The following is a 23,567-nucleotide window of genomic DNA, read 5'->3' as shown; positions in this document are numbered from 1 at the left end:
ATCACGGGTGACGCTACGTTTAATATCTCAAAGCGCTTATAAGCATGTCGGTAACCTACCATGCGAATCAACGACCGCTTTGACGAAATGGACCGCCTGATGGAACAGATGCGCGAGCGAATGATGCGCTCGCCCTTTGGTGGGATGGAATGGAGCGACTTCACCCCCGAGTTCCGCCACGCGGGGAGCAACATGACCCTCGAAACAGACGAGGAGGGTTACGTTGTTCTCGCGGACATGCCGGGCTTCGAGAAGGAAGAACTCGACGTTCGCTTCGACAACAGCGTGCTCACGATTACGGGCACCCACGAGGCAGAAGACGACTACACCTCCCAGCGCCGCCAGGTCCACGAGCAGATGACGATTCCCGGTGAGATTCGGGAAGCCGACATCACCGCATCGTACCGCAACGGCGTCCTCGAGATCCACCTTCCAACCGAGGAAACGATGGACGACAGCAGCCACCGCATCGAGATTAGTGACTGAGCGAAACCGTTAGGTTTCGCGAAGGTTGGCAACCATGTTGCCAGAACTGAGGAACGCGCAGAGCGCGTTCCGAGGGTTGGAGAGGTGTTTCTCTCCAGAACTGAGCGAAACCGTTAGGTTTCGCGAAGGTTGGCAACCGTGTTGCCAGAACTGAGAACCGTTGGTAGAGAGGGACCACGGGCACCGAACGCGATTCAAGCGTCGTTGCGAGAGTGTCCCCTTGCAGTTTTTCGATTTTTACAGACACACAGCGGGAGCTAGCGCCTGCAGCAACACTAAAAAGTGTGGAGTTATGCGTCGATGGACTCTCCGTCATCAAGCAAGATATCTTCGAGGGAGACGTCTTCTACGTCTTCTTCGAAGTCTTCGAGTTGTTGGTCTTCGTCGACCACTGCCAGTTCCCGTTCAGCCTCAGCCGCGAGCAGTTGTTTCTCCTTGCGAAGCCCCTTCTTCTCTCGGCCACGTTTTGCATCTGGCATAGACGAATGCTATACGTTACCAAAGTACTTGAATCTGCGTTGCCGGGCAAAAAACGATCGACGTGTAGGGTTTACTGAATGAGCGCGCCCGGTGGGCCACCCGCGAGCCGGGCGCGGTCGTGGGGTGCCTCGAAGTCGAGCACTGGTCCCTCCGGGATGATACCCTTCGGATTCAGGCTCTCGTGGGTCGTAAAGTAGTGTTCTTTGATGTGTGCGAGGTTCACCGTCTCCGCGACACCGGGGGTCTGGTAGAGGTCTTTGAGGTAGTTCCAGAGATTCGGGTAGTCAACGATACGCCGGAGGTTACATCGGAAGTGGTTGACGTACACCGGGTCGAAACGCACGAGTGTCGTGAACAGACAGATGTCTGCCTCGGTCAGTTTGTCGCCCGCGAGGTAGCGCTGGTCTGCGAGCACATCCTCCCAGTGGTCGAGCGCGGCAAAGAGGTCGGTGACGGCGTCCTCGTAGGCCTGTTGTGAGTCTGCGAAACCGGCGCGATAGACGCCGTTGTTGATGGGCGCGTAGATGGCGTCGATGGCATCGTCTATTTCCTCACGGTAGCCTTCGGGGTAGAGCGTCACGTCGTTCCCAAAGTCAGCGAAAGCGGTGTCGAGCATCCGGAGGATTTCTTCGGATTCGTTGTTGACGATGGTTTCCGTTTGCGTGTCCCAGAGAACTGGAACGGTCACGCGCCCGGTAACGTTCGGATCGGCCGCGCGGTAGGTCTCGCGCAGGTAGTCGAAGCCGTTGATGGAGTCTTCGGTACAGCCTGCCTTTTCCGGCGTGAACTGCCAGCCACCTTCGTCGCGGTAGGGGTCGACGACGTCCATCGAGATGACATCCTCGAGGCCGCGAAGGCTTCGGATGAGTGCGGTGCGGTGGGCCCACGGGCACGCCCACGAGATGTAGAGGTGATAGCGCCCGGCCTCGGCGGGGTAGTCGGCGTCGGGGTCGGCTTCCACCCAGTCGCGGAACATCGTGGACTGGCGCTCGAACTCGCCGTCCTCGTTCGTCGACTCGTAATGATGGCCCCACTCGCCATCGTTGAACATCTTCATGGGCGGTGCATGGGAGTGAATGCGTATAACCGCACGCAATCGTGTGAGCGATTCGCACGAAATCGGCCGCGTGAGGCCCATCTGTTGCCGTCGGTTCGAAGGGTTTATTGACGCGGTAGGCGTCAGCCTCCAGTAGTAACCATGGCCGACAAACCTGCCTCGATGTACCGGGACATCGACAAGCCGTCGTACACCCGACGCGAGTACATCACCGGAATCCCCGGTTCCAAAGTCGCACAGTACAAAATGGGTGCCGTGGACGCAGACCCTGACGACTATCCAGTCCAGATCTCCCTCGTCTTAGAGGAAGCCTGCCAGATTCGTCACGGCTCGCTCGAAGCAGCACGCCTGAGCGCGAACCGCGCGCTCATCAAGCAGCTCGGTGAAGGCAACTACAAGATGATTCTTCGCAAGTTCCCACACCAAGTGCTCCGCGAGAACAAACAGGCAACCGGCGCGGGTGCAGACCGTGTTTCTGACGGGATGCGCCTCGCCTTCGGGAAGCCAGTCGGCACCGCCGCACGCATCCCGAAAGGTGAGCGCCTGTTCACCGCGTGGTGTAGCGTAGACCAGGCACCGATTGTGAAGGACGCCCTTCGCCGTGCCTACAACAAGGTCTCCCCACCATGCCGCATCGTCGTCGAGCGCGGTGAAGAACTGCTCGTCGCCTAATCGGCCACGGACCATTTTTACTGCTGCCCGCGCTCAGTGAGCGTATGCTCCGTCTCGCGGTTGCGACGAACAAGGAAACCTACGACCGGATGCAAGCGCCGCTCGAAGCGCGGGGGATTCTCGCAGAATACGTCGAAACGAGAGAGCGGACGCTCTCGCTCACCGAACCCTGGCACGGCTTCGACGTGGGCTTTGTCTACCCCACGCGTATCATGGAAGGCGGCGTCGCAGACGCCCTTCTCAACGTTCCGTGGTTAAACGACCGGGAAGCGATTCTCACCTCTCGAAACAAGGCCGGGGTCATCGCCGCCCTCGCCCGTGAGGGACTCCCCGTCCCGGAAACGACGATGGTCTCGAATCCCACCGACCGCAGCGACCTCGAAGCCGTCTTCGTGGCGTTCGAGCGGCCCGTCGTCGTCAAGCCGAACTCCACGACACGCGGCACGGGCGTCGTCAAAGTCCACGATGCAGACTCGTTTCTCGGTGTCTCTGACTATCTCTCGCTCATTCACGACTACCGCGCGACCGGCGACAAGTCATTTCTCGTCCAAGAGTACCTTCCAGATGCACGAGACTACCGCGTGATGGTGTTAGACGGCGAGTACGTCGGTGCGGTCGAACGCCGCTTACCCGAAGACAGCGACCACTGGAAGCACAACGTCCACCGAGGCGCAAAAGCGACGGGCATCGACCTGCCCGACCATCTCAAGGAGCTTGCAGAGCAGACTGCTGCGGTGCTCGACATTCCGCTTTTAGGGGTTGACCTGCTCGTCACCGACGACCGCGCGGTGGTAAACGAGACGAACGCGCGGCCCACGATTGACGACCCGAAGAAGTACGAATCCGGATTCTACGACCGGCTCGCCGGTGTGATTCGAGAAACCGCAGAAGAGAACAGAGATTAGTTGACGCTGATGTCAGCGGAGTCCTCTGCGCGCTCCAGGGTCACTTCAAGGACGCCGTTGTTGTAGGTGGCCGTTGCGGAGTGCTCGTCTACGCGCACGGGAAGCGAGACGTGTTCGTCGTACTCACGGGTCTCGCTCTCCGCGGCGATGGTTAGCGTTTTGCCGTCGCATTTCAAGTCGATTTGGTCTTTGTCGACGCCGGGGAGGTCAGCGATGACGCGAACGACATCGTCCTCCTCGTACACGGAGACGTGGGCGTTGCCCGCTTCGTCGCGTTCGACGTTAACGTCCACGTCATCCCCAATCACGTCATTCATCATCCGCTCGATTTCCCGGAACAGGTCGTCGAACGGGTCGCGGTCATCTCGTCGTTTCATTGGAATTGAGTAGGTGTGTTGAGGGCAAAAGACTTGGGTCAGTTAGATACCCATGCCCATCGCTTCGTTGGTCTTTGCGACGCTCTCTGCGGCGTCTGCGGTGCCGAGGACGGCGCGAATGGCGTCTACGTTCTCGGGGACGACGTCCGATTCCTGGTGGATGGCCTGGAACAGGTAGAGGTCGTTGCCTTCCATGCTAATGGACTCACGCCAGATGCAGTTCTCCCAGAGGTCGCCGCGCGGGCGGCCGATGTCGTGGGCGAGCTCCTTGAGTTTGCCCGCACCGTCGATGTTCATGTTCTCGCGGATGAGGAACAGGCGTGACTCCTGTTCTAAGAGGTCGCGCACTTCGTCCGCGGTTGGCTCGGATTCGAGCGAGACGTTCACGCTGTGGGTGTGCATGAGCGTCGCGGGAACCTTCATACCGAGCGTGTCAATCGAGAGGTCGGGGAAGATGGTCTTCACGTCTGGACCGTGGTGAGACGGGAGCGTAATTGGATTCGGGAGGATGTCGTTGATGGGGCCACGGGAGGTCTGGCCGGGGTCGCCGCCGCGGCGGACGAGCGTGACGCGCATCTTTTCGATGCCAAATTCCTCTTCGAGCGGGGCGGCCAGTCGGGAGAGGCCGGTCGTGTTACACGAGACGACGCGGACGTGGTCTGCGCCTTCGACTTCGGAAAAGTTGCCGCGGGCGTTGAAACTCACGTCAACGAGGTCTGCATCCTCGCCACCCTGATAGAGTGCCGGGGTTTCGTACTCGTCGTAGAGTTCCTTGTTCTGTGCGCCGATACCGGAGGGCGTCGCGTCGACGATGATGTCTGCGGCGTCGATGAGCTCTTCGACCATCCCGGCGAGTTCGAGCCCGGATTCCTCGAACAGCGGGGCGCGCTCTTCGATGGCTGCATAAAGTGGATAGCCCTTTTTGACTGCAGTTTCGGCCTCGAAGTTCGGTCGCGTCTTTGCGACGCCGATGACTTCCATGTCGTCTTGGGCGCGAACCGCATCTGCCACGCGCTTGCCAATTGTACCGTAGCCGTTAATCCCGACTTGTATCATATGTGGCGGTGGTTTTGCTGTCTGCATAATCGTTTCGGGCAACCGTGTGTGTGGTCAACGCGCGACAGAGCGCGGATGAGAACTGCTAATGGCCCCGGCCACCACACCTGATTCATGACAACTCGCGCGACCGACGCGGAACTCGCCGCCGCCGCAGAAACCGCCATCGGCCAGTGTCTCAACCTCCAAGCTGACGAAAGCTGTCTCATCGTCACCGACGACAAACGCGAGCGCATCGGCGAGGCGCTCTACGCCGCCGCCCGCGACGTGACCGCAGACGCGACCATCATGCGCTACCCGCCGCTCAGCCAACACGGCGAAGAGCCATCTGCCCCCGTCGCCGCTGCCCTGCGCGAAGCCGACGTGTTCCTCGCGCCGACCACCAAGAGCCTGAGCCACACCCGCGCCCGCGGGAACGCGAACGAAGCCGGGGCGCGTGGGGCGACCCTGCCGGGCATCACCGAGGAGGTGTTCACGACCGGTCTCGACGCCGACTACGAGAACATCAAGCAGACCTCCTACGAGACGATTGCGAAGGTCGAAGACGCAGACGAAGTGCGCGTCACCTCCCCCCAAGGGACGGACATCACCTTCGCGTTCGGCGACCGCAAATGGCTCGCAGACACCGGCATCGTCCACAAGCCGGGCCACTTCTCGAACCTGCCCGCAGGCGAGGTGTTCATCAGCCCTGTCACCGCGACTGGGGAATTCGTCGTAGACGGGACGATGATGCCCTACGGGCTGCTCGACAAAGGGCAGGAACTCTCCTTTACGGTCGAAGACGGCTACGTGACCGAGGTCAGTGACGATGACATCCGCGGGCAAATCGAGACCGCCGCAGAAGAAGTCGGACAGGACGCCTACAACCTCGCGGAACTCGGCATCGGGACGAACGTCGCGGTCGCAGACCTCGTCGGCTCCGTCCTCTTAGACGAGAAGGCTGCCGGGACGGTTCACATCGCCATCGGTGACGACGCGGGCATCGGCGGCGACGTGTCCGCCCCGCTCCACTTAGATGGCATCCTGCGCGAGCCGACCGTGTACGCAGACGGCATCGAAATCGAGCTGCCACAGCCAAAACAGGCCTGAGCGGACTGACGAGAATCGCCACGCACTTTTAGGCTCGACCGGTTAGAGGTGGCCATGAGTACTCATTCAGACCGCGTCGCCGTGGTCTGCCCCTCGTGTTCACCGAAACTCGAAACCGTCCACGAGGTTCTGAAGCCCGGAAGCGGACAGGTCACCGTCCGCTGTACAGAGTGCGACCACGTCCACAAGACGACCATCGAAACCGAGTCCACCGTCGAGAAGATGGTGGTCGTTTCACAGGACGGCGACTCGTTCAAGGCAACCGTCAGCGCCCCGCCAACCGAGAAGAGCGCAGTGGGCGAGGAGTTCATCGTCGAAACCGACGAGGCCATCCTCACCGTCCGCATCACGAGCATCGAACTCAACGGCGGCCAGCGAGTCGAGGAAGCAGAAATCAAGGACATCAAGACGTTCTGGACGCGCGCGGTGGACAACATCAGCGTGAACGTCACGATGCACCCGAAAGACGGGCGGCGCGACGAAACGAAAAGCCTCAAATTGCAGGTTCCCGGCGACTACGAGTTCACCGTGGGCCGCAAAGAGGAGTTAGACGGCGAGGAGTTCACCGTCGAAGGCATCATGATTCGTGACGACGCAGAGGGCTACGACCGCGAGCAGTTCGACTTCGGCGGCGACACGGCGACCGCAAAGGACATCAAACGGCTCTACGTGCGCGACGAGAGTTCGACCGCCTGGTCGGCTTGGTAGCGACTCAGTTTTCTAGACGCGACGCGCTGCGCGTTCGACAGCAGAACGAAGCCAAAAAAAAGAAAACCAGTGAGCGGCGCGTTTAGTCGAGGTCGAACCGGTCGAGATTCATGACCTTGTTCCACGTCTCGACGAAGTCGTGGACGAACTTCTCCTCTGCGTCGTCGGTTGCGTACACTTCCGCGAGGGCGCGAAGCCGGGAGTGCGACCCGAAGATGAGGTCGGCACGCGTGCCTTTCCACTTGCGTTCACCCGTTTCACGGTCGTGGCCTTCGAACACGTTCTCTGCGTCGGTGACCGGTTCCCACTCCGTCTCCATGCCGAGCAGGTTGAGGAAGAAGTCGTTGGTCAGCGTCTCCGGCTGGTCGGTGAACACGCCGAGGTCAGACCCCTCGTAGTTAGCGTCGAGCGCCCGCATCCCGCCGACGAGCACCGTCATCTCGGGTGCGGTCAGGTTCAGCAGGTCCGCTTTGTCCACGAGTGCCTCCTCTGCTGGGCGGTCGTGGCCGTCTTTCTCGTAGTTCCGGAAGCCGTCTGCGTCCGGTTCAAGCACGGCGAACGAGTCCACGTCGGTCTGCTCTTGGGAGGCATCGACGCGCCCCGGTTCGAACGGGACGGTCACGTCGTAGCCCGCATCCTGTGCTGCCTGTTCGACGGCCGCACAGCCACCGAGCACGATGAGGTCAGCGAGCGAGACCTGCGTCCCGTCGGACTGAGCGCTGTTGAAGTCCTCTTGGATACCCTCCAGCGTTTCGAGCACCGTCGCCAGCTGCTCCGGTTCGTTCACTTCCCAGTTCTTCTGCGGTGCGAGGCGGATGCGCGCGCCGTTTGCGCCCCCGCGTTTGTCGCTGCCGCGGAACGTCGAGGCCGACGCCCACGCCGTCGAAACCAGTTGCGAGACCGACAGCCCTGAGTCGAGAAGCTCCGCTTTGAGCGCGGCGATGTCGTCCTCGTCGATGAGGTCGTAGTCGGCTTCGGGGAGCGGGTCTTGCCACAGCATCTCCTCGTCTGGAACCTCCGGGCCGAGGAATCGGGATGGTGGCCCCATGTCGCGGTGGGTCAGCTTGTACCACGCCTTCATGAAGGCGTCTTTGAGCTGGTCTGGGTTCTCGTGGAACCGCTCTGCAATCTCCCGGTAGTCGGGGTCACGGATGAGCGCGATGTCCGTCGTAAGCATCATCGGCGTTTGCTCTTTTGACGGGTCGTGAGCATCCGGCGCAGCGGCGACTTGGGACTCGTCTGTTGGCTTCCACTGCCACGCGCCGCCGGGGCCTTTGTGCGGTTCCCACTCGTAGTTGAGCAGGTTATCGAGGTAGCCCATGTCCCACTGGATTGGCGAGGACGTCCACGGGCCTTCGATGCCGCTCGTGATGGTGTCTGGGCCTTTGCCTTCGCCGTAGCTGTTCTCCCAGCCGAGGCCCTGCTTCTCGATTGGGGCGGCTTCTGGCTCTGCACCGAGGTGGTCGCCGGAGGCCGCACCGTGGACTTTCCCGAACGTGTGCCCACCGGCGATGAGCGCGAGCGTCTCCTCGTCGTTCATCGCCATGCGGTCGAACGACTCGCGGATGTTCTTCGCTGACGCAATCGGGTCAGGTTGTCCGTCCGGACCTTCCGGATTCACGTAAATGAGGCCCATGACGGTCGCCCCGAGTGGTTTCAAGAGTTCGCCGTCGTCGCTGAAGCGGTCTGAGGCTTCCATCTCGTTTTCTGGTCCCCACCAGACGGACTCGTCAGGCTCGAACATGTCTTCGCGGCCGCCCGCGAAGCCGAACGTCTCGAAGCCCATCGACTCCAAGGCGACGTTTCCGGTCAGAATCAGCAGGTCTGCCCACGAGAGTTTTTGGCCGTATTTCTGCTTGACCGGCCAGAGCAGGCGACGGGCCTTGTCGAGGTTCGCGTTGTCCGGCCAACTGTTAAGCGGGGCAAAGCGTTGTGCGCCACCGCCTGCACCGCCGCGGCCGTCGCTGGTGCGATAGGTGCCGGCGCTGTGCCACGCCATCCGGATGAACAGCGGTCCGTAGTGGCCGTAGTCTGCTGGCCACCAGTCCTGTGAGGTCGTCATGACCTCCTCTATGTCCGCCTTTACCTCGTCTAAGTCGAGCGAGAGGAACTCTTCGCCGTAGTCGAACTCCTCGCCCATTGGGCCGACAGAGCGAGCATTCTGGTCGAGAATGTTCAGGTCTAACTGGTTTGGCCACCAGTCGTGCTCTTTTCGTTGCATCATTAGGTGCGCACCTCCGTGAGTATGTCCGGCACCTGCCCGCCGGAGTTGGTTGTGTGTGTGGGTCGGTCTACGGTCGTCTGGGAATGGTCTGTGTCCCCCATCCCACGTTTGGGCATCTCATCGGACATAGGTAATCAAAGTACGTTCGAAGGGTTCGTGCCAGTCGCGAAAAAAGGTAGCGGAGACGGCAGGTGAGACAGTCACGAAACCGGCACTACCCCACGCAGTTTGCCTGCGTCGAAATCAACACACGGTGGACACGCGGCTTTTTTACGACCCATCCCCACCTGCCGCACATGACGGAGGGACGCTGATGCCGACCCGAGACGCCACGCGAGCCCACGAGTTCCGCGAGCTGCTCGTCCTCTGGGCGGCTCGTAAGGCAGGAATTCTCGATGCGGTGATGACGAAAGCCGGAACCCCGGAGACCGTCGCCCGCGAAGCAAACGTGACCGAGCGCGCCGCGCGCATCACCATCGAGGCGCTCGCCGAGCGCGGCTTTCTCAAACAGGTAGGTGAGGGCTACGAGCCAACGAACCGTGCGCTTGGGTTCTTCGCAAAAACCGACCTGAACTCAATCGGGCGGCTCTCACACGAACTCGACGCGCTCGACCGCTGGGTGGCGCTTCCTGAGGCGATGCGAACCGGTGAGCAGACACCCGAACCCCCAGAGTGGACGGTGAACAAACTCGGCGCGCACGCCGCGATGGACGAGGCGACCGTGCGGGCGGTCGTGACCGCCGCCGTCCACTACCACGACGGTGGCACGCGCGTCCTCGACGTGGGCGGTGGCGCGGGAACATACGCGCTCGAATTCGCCCGCCGAGGCTACGACGTGACGCTCTGTGATACGCCTGCAGTCATCGAACGCGACCGCGCACAGTTGCGCCACGAAGCCGTATCGTTGGTCGAAGGCCAGTTTGGAGCGCCGATTTCGGAGACGTACGACCTCGTTTTCGCCGGGGGCGTTGCCCACTGGCACGGCCCCGAGACTGTACGATCGTTCATTGAACATGCACACGATGCACTCGATGCAGGGGGTTCGCTCGTGCTCTCAGAGTTCGTGCGTGACCACGCGCAGAACGCCGCCCTCGTCGGCGCGCATATGCTCGCCCAGAGCGAACGCGGTGACACGTACACCGAACAGCAGTTCAGAACGTGGCTGTCCGCGGCTAGCTTCAAGCAGGCTCGCGTCGAATCCATCCCCGGAACGGATTTGCAATTGGTCGGCGGCAGGCGCGCCATTGATTAGTTGTGGCGCACTGTTCTGCAATATGGATCTCGCGGTGCTCCGCGACGATATGGTCGCGAGCCTCGAACACGAGAGTAAGCAGTGTGTGTCTAGCGAGGCAGTTAGCATCGCGATGCGCACCGTTCCCCGTCACTGTTTCATCGATGACGCGCGCGGGGCGTACACAGACCAGGCGTTCGACCACCGCGGAACCACCATTCTCGCCCCGAGCACGGTTGGCCGACTCGTCGAAGCGCTCTGCCCAGCAGAAGGCGAGTCGGTGCTCGTCGTCGGTGCCGGAATCGGCTACACGGCCGCCGTACTCGCAGCCATCGTCGGCCCTGAAAACGTCCAGGCGGTGGACATCTCGCGCCAACTCGTCTACGACGCGCGCAGGTGCCTCGCGGAAGCGGGCTACGAAACCGTCTACGTAGACCAGGGCGACGGCGCACGCGGCCTCCCGGCGTACGCACCCTACGACAAGATTCTGGTCGAAGCCGCTGCCGTGCGACCGCCGCGGGCACTGCTTGACCAACTCGCTCCCGACGGACGGCTGGTAATGCCACTCGGTGTGGGTAAGCAAACGCTCGTTGCCTTCGAAGACGGCGACATGGTCGACCGCTATGGCTCCGTGCTGTTCCGGCCGCTGTTGGTCGATGGCGAACAGGCGGGCACGATCGAACGCAATCGCACCGCGCGCGAAGACTTCGAGCACATGGTGCGCGAGTCAGAGTCCCGCCACGGCTGGGAACACGAGTGGATTGACTGGGACTAACCTTACTCTCGCACCACCAGAATCGCCGTATTCTCCCTGCGGTCGACGAACGAACTGCCAGCCGGTGGCTTGACCGAGAGTGTGAGTGTGCCCGTGTCTCGGTTCGCGCCCAATCGCGGATTGAGTGAGATGGTTGCCTGTCCCGAGGCGTCTGTGCGCACCGTTTTGACGCCGTCGATGGAGGCGGTTCCACTTCTCACCACCACGGTCGCGTTCGAGACGGTGGTGCCGTCTGCATCGACTACGTTGAGGGTCACGTCTTGGGAGCCAGGGCTGACGACCTCTGGCTGGGGACGCACGTCGAGCTCCGAGACGGCGAGTCCCTGCACGCCAGAGAGCATGTTCATCATCACGCTGAGGCTCGCCACGCCCACGACGAGGGCGATGACGAGACGAATCGGAAGGCCCTCGATGGCGCGGTCGTCTGCGAACAGTCGCTTGAGTGCGGACATACCCCGCGCTGGTTCCGGCTTCGTTGATAAACGCTCGGCCGAGAGTTGAAGTGAGAAGCCACGGCGAGAGGGCGCATGGACGTACTCGGACGGCGAGATGGCAGAGGGCCGGTTGCGAGTCTGGGGCATTTTCGAGCACGCGACGGGAGCCGCGGTGGGGCAGTTGGCCTCGACCTGAACCGACCGCACGCCGCGCTCGTCGTGGGCAAGCGCGGGTCAGGAAAGTCCTACACACTTGGCGTTCTCGCAGAGGAGTTGGCGCGCTGTCCCGGAATTGCACCCGTCATCATCGACCCAATGGGCGCGTTCACGACGCTTGCAAACGCAGACACTGGAATCGAAGCGACAGTCGAGTCCGACCCGACGATTTGTGCGGATACGCTCTCGGCGCGGTCGTGGTGTGGTTTGTTCAATCTCGACCCGGCTGGTGCTGTTGGGAGTCTGCTCTGGCAGGCCGCAAGCGCGACAGCGAGTCTCGACGTGATGGAAACGTTCCTCGAAAAAGCCACGGTGGACGACGCGACGCGCCGAGCAGCCCGAAATCACCTCGCGCTTGCACGCGAGTGGGACGTCTTCGGTGACGACGGCCTCACCACGTCGCAGCTTTGTTCTCCCGACGTGACCATCCTCGACTGTTCGGGACTGGCCGACCCGCCGATGAACGCGGTGTGTCGGGCGGTTGCAGAGGCACTCTATCGCGCGCGAATCGACGGGACAACCTCGCGGCTGCCGTGGTTGCTCGTAGACGAAGCACACGTCTTTTTCGACGGTGTGGCTGGCCCTTCACTTCGCACGCTGCTCACCCGCGGACGACAACCCGGCGTCAGCCTCGTCGCGGCGACCCAGCGCCCCGGTGCGCTCCCGTCGGTTGCGCACTCGCAGGCAGACCTCCTCGTTGTTCATCGAGTGACGAACGAAGCAGACCGGTCGGCCCTCGAAGCAGCGCGCCCGACGTATCTCGACGGCTCGTTTGCCAGTCGGATGCCGACCGCGCCGGGCGAGGCGCTCGTCGTGGACGATGTCACAGAGCGCACGCACGCGGTGAAAGTTCGACCCCGGAAAACACCCCACGGCGGTGAAACTCCTCGTGTGAACGGCTGCTGAAAGAGAGATGGCCAGCCACAACCGGGCAGGTGTGGCTGGTCGAAATTGTCAGAGGCACGTATCGAGTCCGGGCATGGCTCGACCGCACCATATCATGGATTCTTGCGAACGGGCATATCCCCTTGGCATGAATATCCAAGCCGTTTACTAAGGCGTGAGACTAAATGAAACTAATCGAACACGAGAGTGGAATTAGATAATATTCGGAGAATCCGTGGCGATTCGTGAGAGAGTGCGATGCGCTCCGGCGAGTGCAAATCACACCATTTCGTTCCGGCGGTTACGAGCTGCGAACTCACGGGATTGGTATGACACGAAATTGAATGAACTGACAACTTGTTGTGAGAGTTACCGTCGAGACTCACGAGAGCACGAGCACACGCTACGCGGTGCTCGTGGGGTAGTTCGTTGGAAAAACGCCCGAGCCGGGATTTGAACCCGGGTCACAACCGTGACAGGGTTGTATGATAGGCCACTACACCACCCGGGCGGGTGACGCACTTACCCGTAACGGGGTGTGGGTCTTAAGGCTTACTAGCTTGGGATGAGCGCGAATCGAGAGGTGGTGAACACACGCTACGCGGTGCTCGTGGGGTAGTTCGTTGGAAAAACGCCCGAGCCGGGAGTGAGCGAAACCGTTGGTTTCGCGAACATCGAAGCAATCTGTGATTGCTTCGGAAGTGAGCAAACGCGGTGCATTTGCGAGCCTCGATGCGACCTTGTCGCATCGGAGTTTGAACCACGGTCGCTCCCGTCCGAAAATCGCTGTGCGATTTTCGTGGCTCGTCAGACCGCTTTACGGTCTGAGGGTGTTCGCTTCGCTCACCTCTCGCTTCCTGATTCAAATCCCTTTGTAGTCGTTACACCAGAACCCAGCTTTTTGCAGCGCGACAAGCCGCGCTGCTCGATGGTTGGGTTCTGTAGAAAACGCCCGAGCCGGGATTTGAACCCGGGTCACAACCGTGACAGGGTTGTATGATAGGCCACTACACCACCCGGGCGGGTGACGCAACTAATCGTAACGGGGTGTTAGGCTTAAGGCTTTTCAAATCGGTGGACGACGGCGGGTGGTAGCGTGTGTCTCGCCCTCTCGCGGGCGTGCCACGCGTGCACGCCCGTAGACGAGGTTAACAACCCTTAAATGGAACGCGCCAGTACTGGCCTGTAGTATCTCGTGAGAGCCGCTTCTCCCACTGGCCAGAGGCAAACATGGTAGACGTAAGCCAACACAAACTTGTCCCGGACCATCTCGTGCTCGACGACGAGTCAGTCGAGGAGGTTCTGGAAGAATACGACATCAAACGCACCGACCTTCCAAAAATCAAACGCACCGACCCCGCACTCCCGGACGAGGCGGAAGTGGGTGACGTCATCAAAATCGTGCGAAACTCCCGAACAACTGAAACGGCGGTCGTATACCGCCTTGTGGTGGAATAATGAATACGGACGATAGACGCGCAATCTCAAGACAGTACTTTTCGAGGGAACGACTCGCAGAACACCACTTCCGCTCGTTCAACGCGTTCTTAGAACGCGGGATGCAGGAAGTCGTCGACGAAAAGGCGACCATCGAGACGGACATCGGCGACAAAGAGGGCGAAGAGCCGGTGTACGTCGAACTCGGCAACGTCCGCGTGGTCACCCCGCGTGTACGCGAAGCCGACGGTAGTGAGGAACTCCTGTACCCACAGGAGGCCCGTCTGCGCAACATCACCTACGCCGCCCCGGTGTTCATGGAAATGTCCATCATCAAAGGCGGCGAGGAAGAAGAAGAGCGAGTCGTCGACCAGGCTGAGACGAAAGTCGGTCGCATGCCAATCATGGTTGGCTCCTCCAAGTGCAACTTAAACGGCTTCAACCACGACGAACTCGTCGAAATCGGTGAAGACCCCGCAGACCCCGGCGGCTACTTCATCGTCAACGGGTCTGAGCGCGTGCTCATGACGAGCGAAGACCTCGCGCCGAACAAGATTCTCGCCGAGTACGACACGAAGTACGGCGACGAGATTCAGGTGGCAAAAACGTTCAGCCAGCGCCGCGGCTACCGCGCGCTCGTGCTCTGTGAGCGGAATCGTGAAGGCCTCCTCGAAGTCTCCTTCCCGTCCGTTTCCGGCAGCGTGAGTTTCGTCACGCTCGTCCGTGCGCTCGGACTCGAATCCGACGAGGAGATCGTCCACCGTGTCTCCGAGGACCCGGAGGTCGTGAAGTTCATGCTCGAAAATCTCGAAGCCGCCGAGGTCCAGACGACCGAGGAAGCCATCGAGACGCTCGGCAAGCGCGTCGCCAGCGGCCAGGGCAAAAACTACCAGCTGAAGCGGGCCAACTACGTCATCGACCGCTACCTCCTCCCGCACCTCCACGAGGAAGGCGTCGACGAAGAAGAAGTCCGCATCAACAAGGCGTACTACCTCTGTCGGATGGCCGAGGCGTGTTTCGAACTCGCGCTCCACCGCCGCGACTCTGACGACAAAGACCACTACGCAAACAAGCGCCTCAAGGTCAGCGGCGACCTGATGAAAGACCTGTTCCGGACGGCGCTCAACAAGCTCGCACGCGACGTGAAGTACCAGCTCGAACGGGCGAACATGCGCAACCGGAAACTCTCGGTGAACACCGTGGTTCGCTCCGACGTGCTCACCGAGCGCTTAGAGCACCCGATTGCGACGGGCAACTGGGTCGGCGGTCGCTCTGGGGTGTCCCAGCTCGTCGACCGCACCGACTACATGGGTGTGCTCTCTCACCTGCGCCGACTGCGCTCGCCGCTGTCGCGCAGCCAGCCGCACTTCGAAGCCCGCGACCTGCACGCGACCCAGTGGGGTCGCATCTGTCCTTCTGAAACGCCAGAGGGGCCGAACTGTGGACTCGTGAAGAACTTCGCACAGGCGATGGAGCTGTCACAGAACATTCAGGACGAACAGGAACTCAAACGCGAACTGGCGTCGATGGGAGTCGAGGGTATCCCGGGTCTCGAAGGCGTCGAACCAATGGCGGACTAATATGAGCCAGGGAAGAGAAGCAAAAGTCTACGTCAACGGCAGTTTGGTTGGGACGCACCCCGACCCCGAACAGCTTGCAAACCAGGTCCGAGAGGCCCGACGACGCGGCGACGTCAGCGAGATGGTGAACGTCTCGGTGAAAGGTCGCACCCGCGAAGTCATCATCAACGCAGACGCGGGCCGCGCCCGCCGTCCGCTCCTCATCGTCGAGAACGGCGAACTGCTCGTCTCAGACGAGGAAGTCGAGAAAGTCTCGGCCGGTGAACTCGAATTCGACGACCTCGTCGACCGCGGCTACGTCGAGTACATTGACGCAGAGGAAGAGGAGGACATCTACGTCGCGGTCGACCCAGAGGAGATTACCGACGACCACACGCATCTGGAAATCGACCCACAGCTCATCTTCGGTATCGGTGCAGGCATGATTCCGTACCCGGAACACAACGCCTCACCGCGGATTACGATGGGGTCGGGGATGGTCAAACAGTCGCTGGGGATGCCAGCGGCGAACTACCGCATCCGTCCCGACACGCGCCAGCACCTCCTGCACTACCCACAGCTCTCGATGGTCAAGACGCAGACCACCGAACAGATTGGCTTCGACGACCGCCCGGCGGCACAGAACTTCGTCGTCGCGGTCATGAGCTACGAAGGGTTCAACATCGAGGACGCGCTCGTCATGAACAAGAACTCGGTCGAGCGCGCGCTCGGCCGCTCGCACTTCTTCCGCACCTACGAGGGCGAAGAGCGCCGGTATCCCGGTGGTCAGGAAGACCGCTTCGAGATTCCGGACGACGAAGTGCGCGGCGCACGCGGCGAAGAAGCGTACACGCACTTAGACGAAGACGGCCTCGTCAACCCTGAAACCGTCGTCTCCGAAAACGACGTGTTGCTCGGCAAGACGAGTCCACCACGCTTCCTCGAAGAACCGGACGACATGGGCGGGCTCTCGCCACAGAAGCGCCGTGAAACCTCCGTCACGATGCGCTCTGGCGAAAACGGTGTCGTTGACACCGTCACGCTGATGGAGGGTGAAGACGGCTCGAAACTCTCGAAAGTCAAGGTCCGCGACGAGCGGATTCCCGAACTCGGAGACAAGTTCGCCTCCCGTCACGGGCAGAAGGGTGTCGTGGGCCACATGGCACCGCAAGAAGACATGCCGTTCACGGCAGAGGGCGTCGTGCCCGACCTCGTGTTGAATCCACACGCCCTGCCGTCGCGCATGACGGTGGGCCACGTTCTCGAAATGCTCGGCGGAAAGGTCGGCTCCCTTGAGGGCCGCCGCGTTGACGGGACGGCCTTCACCGGCGAGAACGAAGAGAAGATTCGCCAAGCACTGCTCGACCAGGGGTACAACTCTGCGGGCAAAGAGGTCATGTACTCCGGCGTGTCCGGTGAGAAGATTGACGCCGAGATTTTCGTCGGCGTGATTTTCTACCAGAAGCTCTACCACATGGTCTCGAACAAGATTCACGCGCGCTCGCGCGGTCCGGTGCAGGTGCTCACGCGCCAGCCGACCGAAGGGCGTGCGCGTGAAGGTGGGCTTCGTGTCGGGGAAATGGAGCGCGACGTGCTCATCGGGCACGGCGCGGCCATGGCGCTCAAAGAGCGGCTGCTCGACGAGTCCGACCGAGAGTTCATCTACGTCTGTGGGCACTGTGGCATGAGTGCGGTCGAGAACGTCGACCAGCACCGCGTCTACTGTCCAAACTGTGGCGAGGAGACGGACATCCACAAAATCGAGATGAGCTACGCGTTCAAGCTCCTGCTTGACGAGATGAAGGCGCTCGGCATCGCTCCACGCCTCGAACTGGAGGACGCAGTATGAGTTCCAACAACACACCCAAAGAGATTGGCTCTATCAGCTTCGGCCTGATGAGCCCCGAGGAGTACCGAGAGATGAGCGCGACGAAAATCATCACCGCAGACACCTACGACGACGACGGGTTCCCCATCGACATGGGCCTCATGGACCCGCGTCTCGGTGTCATCGACCCCGGCCTCCAGTGTAAGACCTGTGGGAAACACTCCGGGTCGTGTAACGGCCACTTCGGCCACATCGAACTCGCCGCGCCCGTCATCCACGTCGGCTTTACGAAACTCATCCGCCGCCTCCTGCGCGGGACGTGTCGCGACTGCTCGCGGCTCTGTCTCACCGAAGAAGAGCGCGACGAGTTCCGCGAGCAACAGAAAGTCGCCCGCGAACTCGGCAACGACCTGAACGACGTGACGAAAGCCGCCATCCGACAGGCCCGCAAGGCCGATGCCTGTCCGTTCTGTGGCGAGACGCAGTACGACATCCAGCACGAGAAGCCAACGACGTACTACGAAGTCCAGGACGTGCTGGCCTCTGACTACGCAGAGCAGATCGCCGCCGCGATGCAGCCAAACGAGGAAGAAGACCGCCCCGGTACCTCCCCACAGGAACTCGCCGACAAGACGGAAATCGACCTCTCACGCATCAACGAAATCCTCTCGGGCGAGTTCCGCCCGCGTGAGATGGACCGCCGCGCCTTAGAGAAGGCGCTCAAAATCGACCTCACGGTCGAGGACATGAACAAGCTGATGCCCTCTGACATCCGCGACTGGTTCGAGGACATCCCAGACGAAGACCTCGATGTACTCGGCATCGACTCAGAGCGCTCGCGCCCAGAGTGGATGATTCTCACCGTGCTGCCGGTTCCGCCGGTCACCGCACGCCCCTCGATTACGCTCGACAACGGTCAGCGCAGTGAGGACGACCTCACGCACAAGCTCGTGGACATCATCCGCATCAACCAGCGATTCATGGAGAATCGTGAGGCTGGTGCCCCACAGCTGATTATCGAGGACTTGTGGGAACTGCTTCAGTACCACGTCACGACGTTCATGGACAACGAGATTTCGGGAACGCCACCGGCCCGCCACCGCTCGGGTCGCCCGCTCAAGACGCTCAGTCAGCGTCTCAAGGGCAAGGAAGGGCGCTTCCGTGGCTCGCTTTCAGGAAAGCGTGTCAACTTCTCTGCGCGGACGGTCATCAGTCCGGACCCAACCCTCTCGCTCAACGAAGTCGGTGTCCCAGACCGCGTCGCAAAAGAGATGACCCAGACGATGAACGTCACCGAGCGCACCTTAGAGGAAGCGCGAACGTACGTTCGAAACGGTCCGGACGGACATCCCGGCGCGAACTACGTGCGCCGCCCTGACGGCCGACGCCTGAAGGTCACGCACAAAAACTGCGAGGAGCTCGCAGAGAAAGTCGAGGTTGGCTGGGAGGTCAACCGCCACCTCGTCGACGGTGACATCGTCATCTTCAACCGGCAGCCATCGCTCCACCGGATGTCCATCATGGCCCACGAAGTGGTCGTGATGCCGTACAAGACGTTCCGCCTGAACACGGTTGTCTGTCCGCCGTACAACGCCGACTTCGACGGCGACGAGATGAACATGCACGCCCTCCAGAACGAGGAGGCGCGTGCCGAGGCACGCGTGCTGATGCGTGTCCAGGAGCAGATTCTCTCGCCACGCTTCGGTGAGAACATCATCGGCGCAATCCAGGACCACATTTCGGGTACGTACCTGCTCACCCACGAGAATCCGAAATTCAACGAGACGCAGGCACTCGACTTGCTCCGTGCGACGCGCGTAGACGAGCTGCCAGCGCCGGACGGCGAGGACGACGAGGGCATCCCGTACTGGACGGGTCACACCATCTTCTCGGAACTCCTGCCGGGCGACCTGAGCCTCGAGTTCACGTCCTCGACCGGCGACACCGTCATCATCGAGAACGGCCAGCTGCTCGAAGGCACCATCGACGAGGACGCAGTCGGTGCGTTCGGTGGCAAAGTCGTGGACACCATCATGAAGGTGTACGGCGCAACCCGTGCGCGCATCTTCATCAACGAAATTTCCTCGCTTGCGATGCGTGCCATCATGCACTTCGGGTTCTCGCTCGGTATCGACGACGAGTCCATCGAGAAGGAAGCCGAAGAGCAGATCGACGAGGCAATCGACAACGCCTACGAGCGCGTCCAGGAACTCATCCAAACCTACGAGAACGGTGACTTAGAGTCCCTGCCGGGCCGGACGGTTGACGAGACCCTCGAGATGAAAATCATGCAGACGCTCGGCAAAGCCCGTGACTCTGCTGGTGACATTGCAGAGGAGCACTTCGCAGACGACAACCCGGCGGTCATCATGGCCGAGTCCGGGGCGCGTGGCTCGCTGCTCAACCTGACGCAGATGGCCGCGTGTGTTGGCCAGCAGGCAGTGCGCGGCGAGCGCATCAACCGCGGCTACGAAGACCGCACCCTCAGCCACTACCAGAAGGACGACCTTTCGGCGGACGCCCACGGCTTCGTCGAGAGTTCCTACCGGAAGGGCCTCAGCCCGCGTGAGTTCTTCTTCCACGCGATGGGTGGCCGCGAGGGGCTTGTGGACACGGCAGTCCGCACCTCGAAGTCCGGGTACCTCCAGCGTCGGCTCATCAACGCCCTTTCGGAACTCGAAACGCAGTACGACGGCACGGTGCGCGACACGAGCGACACCATCGTCCAGTTCGAGTTCGGTGAGGACGGCACGAGTCCGGTGAAGGTCTCCTCGTTCCAGGACTACGACATCGACGTCGACCAGATTGCAGACCGCGTCCTCGATGCAGAGTTCGAGTCCGAACGACGCAAAGAGGAGTATCTCGGCCTCAAGCGGCCGCCAACGAACCTCTCTGAGTACGCAGACTCACGTGAAGCAGCGTACAACGATACGGGGGTAGAATCCGATGACTGATTACGACGTACCCAAGGCCATCCAGGAGCAGGTCGAAGCGACCGAACTCCCAAAGCGCCTCAAGACGAAACTCTACCAGACGTTAGAAGAGCGCAACGTCACCGACGAGCAGGCCAAAGAAATCGTCATGGCGGTCGAAAACCGCTACATCGAAACCCGCGTTGACCCACTCGACCCCGTTGGCACCGTGAGTGCCCAGTCGATTGGTGAGCCGGGGACGCAGATGACGATGAACACGTTCCACTACGCGGGTGTGGCAGAAATCGACGTGACCCAGGGACTGCCCCGGCTCATCGAGCTGGTGGACGCCCGCAAGACGCCGGACACGCCGATGATGACGGTCTACTTAGAAGACGAGTACGCCACCGACAAGGAACTCGCCCACCAGGTCGTCTGGAACGTCGAAGCGACGCGCATCCTCGCGCTCGGTGATATCAGCACGAACGTCGCGGACATGCTCGTGCAGGTGAACCTGAACCAGGACACGCTCTCAGAGCGGGGCCTGACCGCAGAGGACGTCGCGGGCATCATCGAGGACAAACTCGGCGTGAAAACCGTCCAGAACGGCACGTCCATCGAGTTCGGTCCAGAGAAACCAAGCTACCGCGACCTCCTGCAGCTCGTAGAAGAGCTGCGCGAAATCGTCTTCAAGGGTATCGAAGACGTGCGCCGTGTCGTCATCCGCAAGGAAGACTTAGACGGCGAAGACCAGTTCGTCCTCTACACCGAAGGGTCGGCCTTCGGTGAGGCGCTCACCATCGAAGGTGTGGACGCCTCGCGGACGACGTGTAACAACATCCACGAGATTCACCACACGCTCGGCATCGAAGCGGCGCGCGAGGCAATCATCGAGGAGACGATGAACACGCTCGAAGAACAGGGGCTTGGCGACGTGAACATCCGCCACATGATGCTCGTTGCAGACATCATGACCAACCGCGGCGAGATCGAGTCCATCGGTCGTCACGGCATCTCCGGCAGCAAGGAGTCCGTGCTCGCCCGTGCAGCGTTCGAGGTGACGGTGAACCACCTGCTCGACGCGGCCATCCACGGCGAAATTGACGACCTGAACGGTGTCACCGAGAACGTCATCGTTGGGAAGCCAATTCGACTCGGTACCGGCGACGTCGACCTCAGAATGGGGTCGATAAACCGGGGTGCGGAGCAGGCAGACTGATGAAAGTCACCCTCTCGGACCAAGCGCGCCAGTTCATCGCCCTCTTCGAGGACGTGACCGGCGCGAGCGCCCGCGACTGCGTGGTCGATGAGGAAAACGACCGCGTACTCATCCTCGTCGGTGCGGGTGAGATGGGCCAAGCGATAGGCCCCGGCGGGACGCACGTCCGAGAGGTCGAAGACAAACTTGGCCGCGACATCGAACTTATCGAAAACGCGGACACACCCGAGGCGTTCGTCGCGAACGCGCTCGCACCCGCCGCGGTGTATCACGTCACCATCAGTCGGAACGACGACATGGTGGCTTACGCCGAGGTGGCACAGGAAGATGTGGGCGTGGCGATTGGCAAAGGCGGGCGCAACATCCACGCGGCGCGCCTGTTTGCAAAGCGCCACCACGACATCGACGACATCCAGTTAACCTGACTCGCACGCACGAGGCGGATTTTTTGTGGCGACCGACGACCGACAGCGGTCGCGCTGTGCGTCTGTGAACCGTGAGATACCTGAAAAAAGCGACTTACTGGAGTGCCTGGCGAATCAGCGAGAGGCCGCCGATGACGACGATGGTGAGCGCAAGGAGGACAGAGAGGCTCCAAGACATGCCAACGACGATGCCGGTAAAGGAGTTCGGTGCGCCGAAGGTATCGATGAGATAGCCAAAGACAAACAGGCCAACGACGATGCCGATGAGCTTCAACACGAACGAATACCGAAACAGAGTTTCTAAGAACTCCTGGCCCGAGGAAGGTTCGGTGTTCGGAGGGGTGGACATAGGCAAATGTAGACGCGAAAACCGTAATAATCTTTTTATCGACCCCGGGCGCGTGATACCACGAGCCACATTCGCCACAGAGCGCCCGTCTGCGGGTGCGAAAAGGGAGGCTTAAGTAGCTCCATCAGGTACGAAAGCGTACTATGGCGAACGGCAAGTACGCCGCGCGGAAGCTCAAAAAGGACCGTCAGTCACACCGATGGTCCGACTCTGAGTACGCGCGGCGCGCCCGAGGGCTCGGCGTCAAGTCTGACCCTCTCGAGGGCGCACCGCAGGCCCGAGGTATCGTCCTGGAGAAAGTGGGCATTGAGGCAAAACAGCCCAACTCTGCAATCCGAAAATGTGTCCGTGTTCAACTCATCAAGAACGGGAAGCAAGTCACCGCCTTCTGTCCTGGTGACGGCGCAATCTCGTTCATTGACGAACACGACGAAGTCACCATCGCCGGCATCGGCGGCGCGAAGGGTCGCGCAATGGGTGACCTTTCGGGTGTCAACTACAAGGTCGAGAAGGTCAATGGCGTGTCCATGATCGAACTCGTCCGTGGCAACAAGGAGAAGCCAGTCCGATGAGCGACGAGGAATCTCCAGAGCCAGACCAGCCAGTCGACGCAGAAGAGGCAAGCACCGTCGCTGAGCTGTTTGGCAAGTGGGACGTGTCGGAAATCGAATACACGGACCCGAGCACCAAACGCTACATCACCGTGACGCCCATCGCCCACACGATGGGACGCCACGCGAACAAGCAGTTCCAGAAGAGCGAAGTCAGCATCGTCGAACGGCTCATCAACCGTCTGATGCAGACCGAGGAGAACACGGGCAAAAAACAGCAGGCGAGTTCCATCGTCCGCGACGCGTTCGACATCATCGCAGAGCGCACCGACGAGAACCCCGTCCAGATTCTCGTCCGCGCCGTCGAGAACTCCTCGCCCCGTGAAGAGACCGTCCGTCTCAAGTACGGTGGCATCTCGGTTCCACAGGCCGTCGACGTTGCGCCACAGCGCCGTGTCGACCAAGCACTGAAGTTCATCGCACAGGGTGCGTACAGTGGCTCGTACAAGAAGCCAACCAGCGCCGCAGAGGCGCTTGCATCCCAGCTGATGGGCGCAGCAGACTACGACGTCCAGTCGTACCCGATCGGGCAGAAAGAAGAGAAAGAGCGCGTCGCCGCCGCCGCTCGGTAACCGTTCCCTTCTCTCACATTTCACACGTCGCGAGCGACTGCGTTCGCCCGTATAAACACC

At 61.1% G+C, this 23,567-nt stretch carries 23 protein-coding genes and 2 tRNA genes; 16 read left to right on the top strand and 9 right to left on the bottom strand.

Going from position 1 to position 23,567, the window contains the following annotated elements; genetic code table 11:
* Positions 1-60 precede the first annotated feature (60 nt).
* Positions 61-486, top strand: a complete 426-nt coding sequence (locus tag V5N12_RS04585) for an Hsp20/alpha crystallin family protein (protein ID WP_332897973.1) — start codon at positions 61-63, stop codon at positions 484-486.
* A gap of 290 nt (positions 487-776) precedes the next feature.
* On the opposite strand, the gene V5N12_RS04580 is transcribed toward V5N12_RS04585, so the two are convergent.
* Both V5N12_RS04580 and V5N12_RS04575 read right to left on the bottom strand, forming a co-directional pair.
* On the bottom strand, positions 777-965 hold the full coding sequence (locus tag V5N12_RS04580; RefSeq protein WP_332897972.1) for a hypothetical protein: 189 nt from the start codon (positions 963-965) through the stop codon (positions 777-779).
* A gap of 71 nt (positions 966-1,036) precedes the next feature.
* Positions 1,037-2,023 (bottom strand): glutathione S-transferase family protein, encoded by a 987-nt coding sequence (locus tag V5N12_RS04575; RefSeq protein ID WP_332897971.1) that lies wholly within the window; start codon positions 2,021-2,023, stop codon positions 1,037-1,039.
* A gap of 141 nt (positions 2,024-2,164) precedes the next feature.
* On the opposite strand from V5N12_RS04575, the gene V5N12_RS04570 reads away from it, so the two are divergent.
* Both V5N12_RS04570 and V5N12_RS04565 read left to right on the top strand, forming a co-directional pair.
* A complete protein-coding gene (locus V5N12_RS04570; RefSeq protein ID WP_332897970.1) occupies positions 2,165-2,695 on the top strand; it encodes a 50S ribosomal protein L16 in 531 nt (176 codons plus the stop codon).
* A gap of 44 nt (positions 2,696-2,739) precedes the next feature.
* The gene (locus V5N12_RS04565; RefSeq protein WP_332897969.1) at positions 2,740-3,600 is read left to right on the top strand and encodes an ATP-grasp domain-containing protein; all 861 of its coding nucleotides are present in this window, start codon (positions 2,740-2,742) and stop codon (positions 3,598-3,600) included.
* Here the strand turns inward: V5N12_RS04565 and V5N12_RS04560 are convergent.
* Both V5N12_RS04560 and V5N12_RS04555 read right to left on the bottom strand, forming a co-directional pair.
* Complete coding sequence (locus V5N12_RS04560) at positions 3,597-3,977, bottom strand: Hsp20/alpha crystallin family protein (RefSeq protein WP_332897968.1); 381 nt, start codon at positions 3,975-3,977, stop codon at positions 3,597-3,599. The genes V5N12_RS04565 and V5N12_RS04560 overlap by 4 nt on opposite strands.
* Before the next feature lie 42 nt (positions 3,978-4,019).
* Positions 4,020-5,033 carry a type II glyceraldehyde-3-phosphate dehydrogenase gene (locus V5N12_RS04555; RefSeq protein ID WP_332897967.1) on the bottom strand — a complete coding sequence of 338 codons (1,014 nt, stop codon included), beginning with the start codon at positions 5,031-5,033 and terminating at the stop codon, positions 4,020-4,022.
* Between the two features lie 114 nt (positions 5,034-5,147).
* Between V5N12_RS04555 and V5N12_RS04550 the strand changes: the two genes are divergently transcribed.
* Positions 5,148-6,122 (top strand): aminopeptidase, encoded by a 975-nt coding sequence (locus tag V5N12_RS04550; protein WP_332897966.1) that lies wholly within the window; start codon positions 5,148-5,150, stop codon positions 6,120-6,122.
* Positions 6,123-6,176: 54 nt separating this feature from the next.
* Positions 6,177-6,830, top strand: a complete 654-nt coding sequence (locus V5N12_RS04545; protein ID WP_332897965.1) for an HVO_0476 family zinc finger protein — start codon at positions 6,177-6,179, stop codon at positions 6,828-6,830.
* 82 nt (positions 6,831-6,912) lie between these two features.
* On the opposite strand, the gene katG is transcribed toward V5N12_RS04545, so the two are convergent.
* On the bottom strand, positions 6,913-9,051 hold the full coding sequence (gene katG / locus V5N12_RS04540) for a catalase/peroxidase HPI (protein ID WP_332900070.1): 2,139 nt from the start codon (positions 9,049-9,051) through the stop codon (positions 6,913-6,915).
* Positions 9,052-9,367: 316 nt separating this feature from the next.
* On the opposite strand from katG, the gene V5N12_RS04535 reads away from it, so the two are divergent.
* Together V5N12_RS04535 and V5N12_RS04530 are read left to right on the top strand one after the other, a co-directional pair.
* Positions 9,368-10,306 carry a class I SAM-dependent methyltransferase gene (locus tag V5N12_RS04535; RefSeq protein ID WP_332897964.1) on the top strand — a complete coding sequence of 313 codons (939 nt, stop codon included), beginning with the start codon at positions 9,368-9,370 and terminating at the stop codon, positions 10,304-10,306.
* A 22-nt stretch (positions 10,307-10,328) separates the two neighbouring features.
* Complete coding sequence (locus tag V5N12_RS04530; protein ID WP_332897963.1) at positions 10,329-11,060, top strand: protein-L-isoaspartate O-methyltransferase family protein; 732 nt, start codon at positions 10,329-10,331, stop codon at positions 11,058-11,060.
* A 2-nt stretch (positions 11,061-11,062) separates the two neighbouring features.
* Here the strand turns inward: V5N12_RS04530 and V5N12_RS04525 are convergent, their stop codons facing one another.
* A complete protein-coding gene (locus V5N12_RS04525) occupies positions 11,063-11,512 on the bottom strand; it encodes a DUF7382 domain-containing protein (RefSeq protein WP_332897962.1) in 450 nt (149 codons plus the stop codon).
* A gap of 75 nt (positions 11,513-11,587) precedes the next feature.
* Between V5N12_RS04525 and V5N12_RS04520 the strand changes: the two genes are divergently transcribed.
* Complete coding sequence (locus V5N12_RS04520) at positions 11,588-12,616, top strand: ATP-binding protein (protein WP_332897961.1); 1,029 nt, start codon at positions 11,588-11,590, stop codon at positions 12,614-12,616.
* A gap of 417 nt (positions 12,617-13,033) precedes the next feature.
* Here V5N12_RS04520 and V5N12_RS04515 read toward each other — a convergent pair.
* Together V5N12_RS04515 and V5N12_RS04510 are read right to left on the bottom strand one after the other, a co-directional pair.
* Positions 13,034-13,106: transfer RNA gene (locus tag V5N12_RS04515), tRNA-Asp, on the bottom strand.
* Positions 13,107-13,544: 438 nt separating this feature from the next.
* Positions 13,545-13,617: transfer RNA gene (locus V5N12_RS04510), tRNA-Asp, on the bottom strand.
* Between the two features lie 208 nt (positions 13,618-13,825).
* Here V5N12_RS04510 and V5N12_RS04505 point away from each other — a divergent pair.
* Genes V5N12_RS04505 through V5N12_RS04480 form a run of 6 tightly spaced genes read left to right on the top strand, consistent with a single transcriptional unit; the run spans position 13,826 to position 21,975 of the window.
* The gene (locus V5N12_RS04505) at positions 13,826-14,053 is read left to right on the top strand and encodes a DNA-directed RNA polymerase subunit H (protein ID WP_332897960.1); all 228 of its coding nucleotides are present in this window, start codon (positions 13,826-13,828) and stop codon (positions 14,051-14,053) included.
* On the top strand, positions 14,053-15,612 hold the full coding sequence (locus V5N12_RS04500) for a DNA-directed RNA polymerase subunit B'' (RefSeq protein ID WP_332897959.1): 1,560 nt from the start codon (positions 14,053-14,055) through the stop codon (positions 15,610-15,612). The genes V5N12_RS04505 and V5N12_RS04500 overlap by 1 nt, the downstream gene beginning before the upstream one ends.
* Position 15,613: 1 nt before the next feature.
* Positions 15,614-17,440, top strand: a complete 1,827-nt coding sequence (rpoB, locus tag V5N12_RS04495) for a DNA-directed RNA polymerase subunit B (RefSeq protein WP_332897958.1) — start codon at positions 15,614-15,616, stop codon at positions 17,438-17,440.
* Complete coding sequence (locus V5N12_RS04490) at positions 17,437-20,373, top strand: DNA-directed RNA polymerase subunit A' (RefSeq protein WP_332897957.1); 2,937 nt, start codon at positions 17,437-17,439, stop codon at positions 20,371-20,373. The genes rpoB and V5N12_RS04490 overlap by 4 nt, the downstream gene beginning before the upstream one ends.
* The gene (gene rpoA2, locus V5N12_RS04485; protein WP_332897956.1) at positions 20,366-21,550 is read left to right on the top strand and encodes a DNA-directed RNA polymerase subunit A''; all 1,185 of its coding nucleotides are present in this window, start codon (positions 20,366-20,368) and stop codon (positions 21,548-21,550) included. Before V5N12_RS04490 ends, rpoA2 begins: the two co-directional genes overlap by 8 nt.
* Positions 21,550-21,975 (top strand): NusA-like transcription termination signal-binding factor, encoded by a 426-nt coding sequence (locus V5N12_RS04480; protein ID WP_332897955.1) that lies wholly within the window; start codon positions 21,550-21,552, stop codon positions 21,973-21,975. The genes rpoA2 and V5N12_RS04480 overlap by 1 nt, the downstream gene beginning before the upstream one ends.
* A 94-nt stretch (positions 21,976-22,069) precedes the next feature.
* On the opposite strand, the gene V5N12_RS04475 is transcribed toward V5N12_RS04480, so the two are convergent.
* Positions 22,070-22,324 (bottom strand): hypothetical protein, encoded by a 255-nt coding sequence (locus tag V5N12_RS04475; RefSeq protein WP_332897954.1) that lies wholly within the window; start codon positions 22,322-22,324, stop codon positions 22,070-22,072.
* A gap of 143 nt (positions 22,325-22,467) precedes the next feature.
* On the opposite strand from V5N12_RS04475, the gene V5N12_RS04470 reads away from it, so the two are divergent.
* Together V5N12_RS04470 and V5N12_RS04465 are read left to right on the top strand one after the other, a co-directional pair.
* On the top strand, positions 22,468-22,896 hold the full coding sequence (locus V5N12_RS04470; protein WP_276245555.1) for a 30S ribosomal protein S12: 429 nt from the start codon (positions 22,468-22,470) through the stop codon (positions 22,894-22,896).
* A complete protein-coding gene (locus tag V5N12_RS04465) occupies positions 22,893-23,507 on the top strand; it encodes a 30S ribosomal protein S7 (protein ID WP_332897953.1) in 615 nt (204 codons plus the stop codon). Before V5N12_RS04470 ends, V5N12_RS04465 begins: the two co-directional genes overlap by 4 nt.
* Positions 23,508-23,567: the final 60 nt, after the last annotated feature.

The organism is Haladaptatus sp. CMSO5 (assembly GCF_036689885.1).
Classification (GTDB): Archaea; Halobacteriota; Halobacteria; order Halobacteriales; family Halococcaceae; genus QDMS2.
Note: the sequence above shows the minus strand (reverse complement) of the source record. Positions and strands in the feature narration are given on the sequence as shown.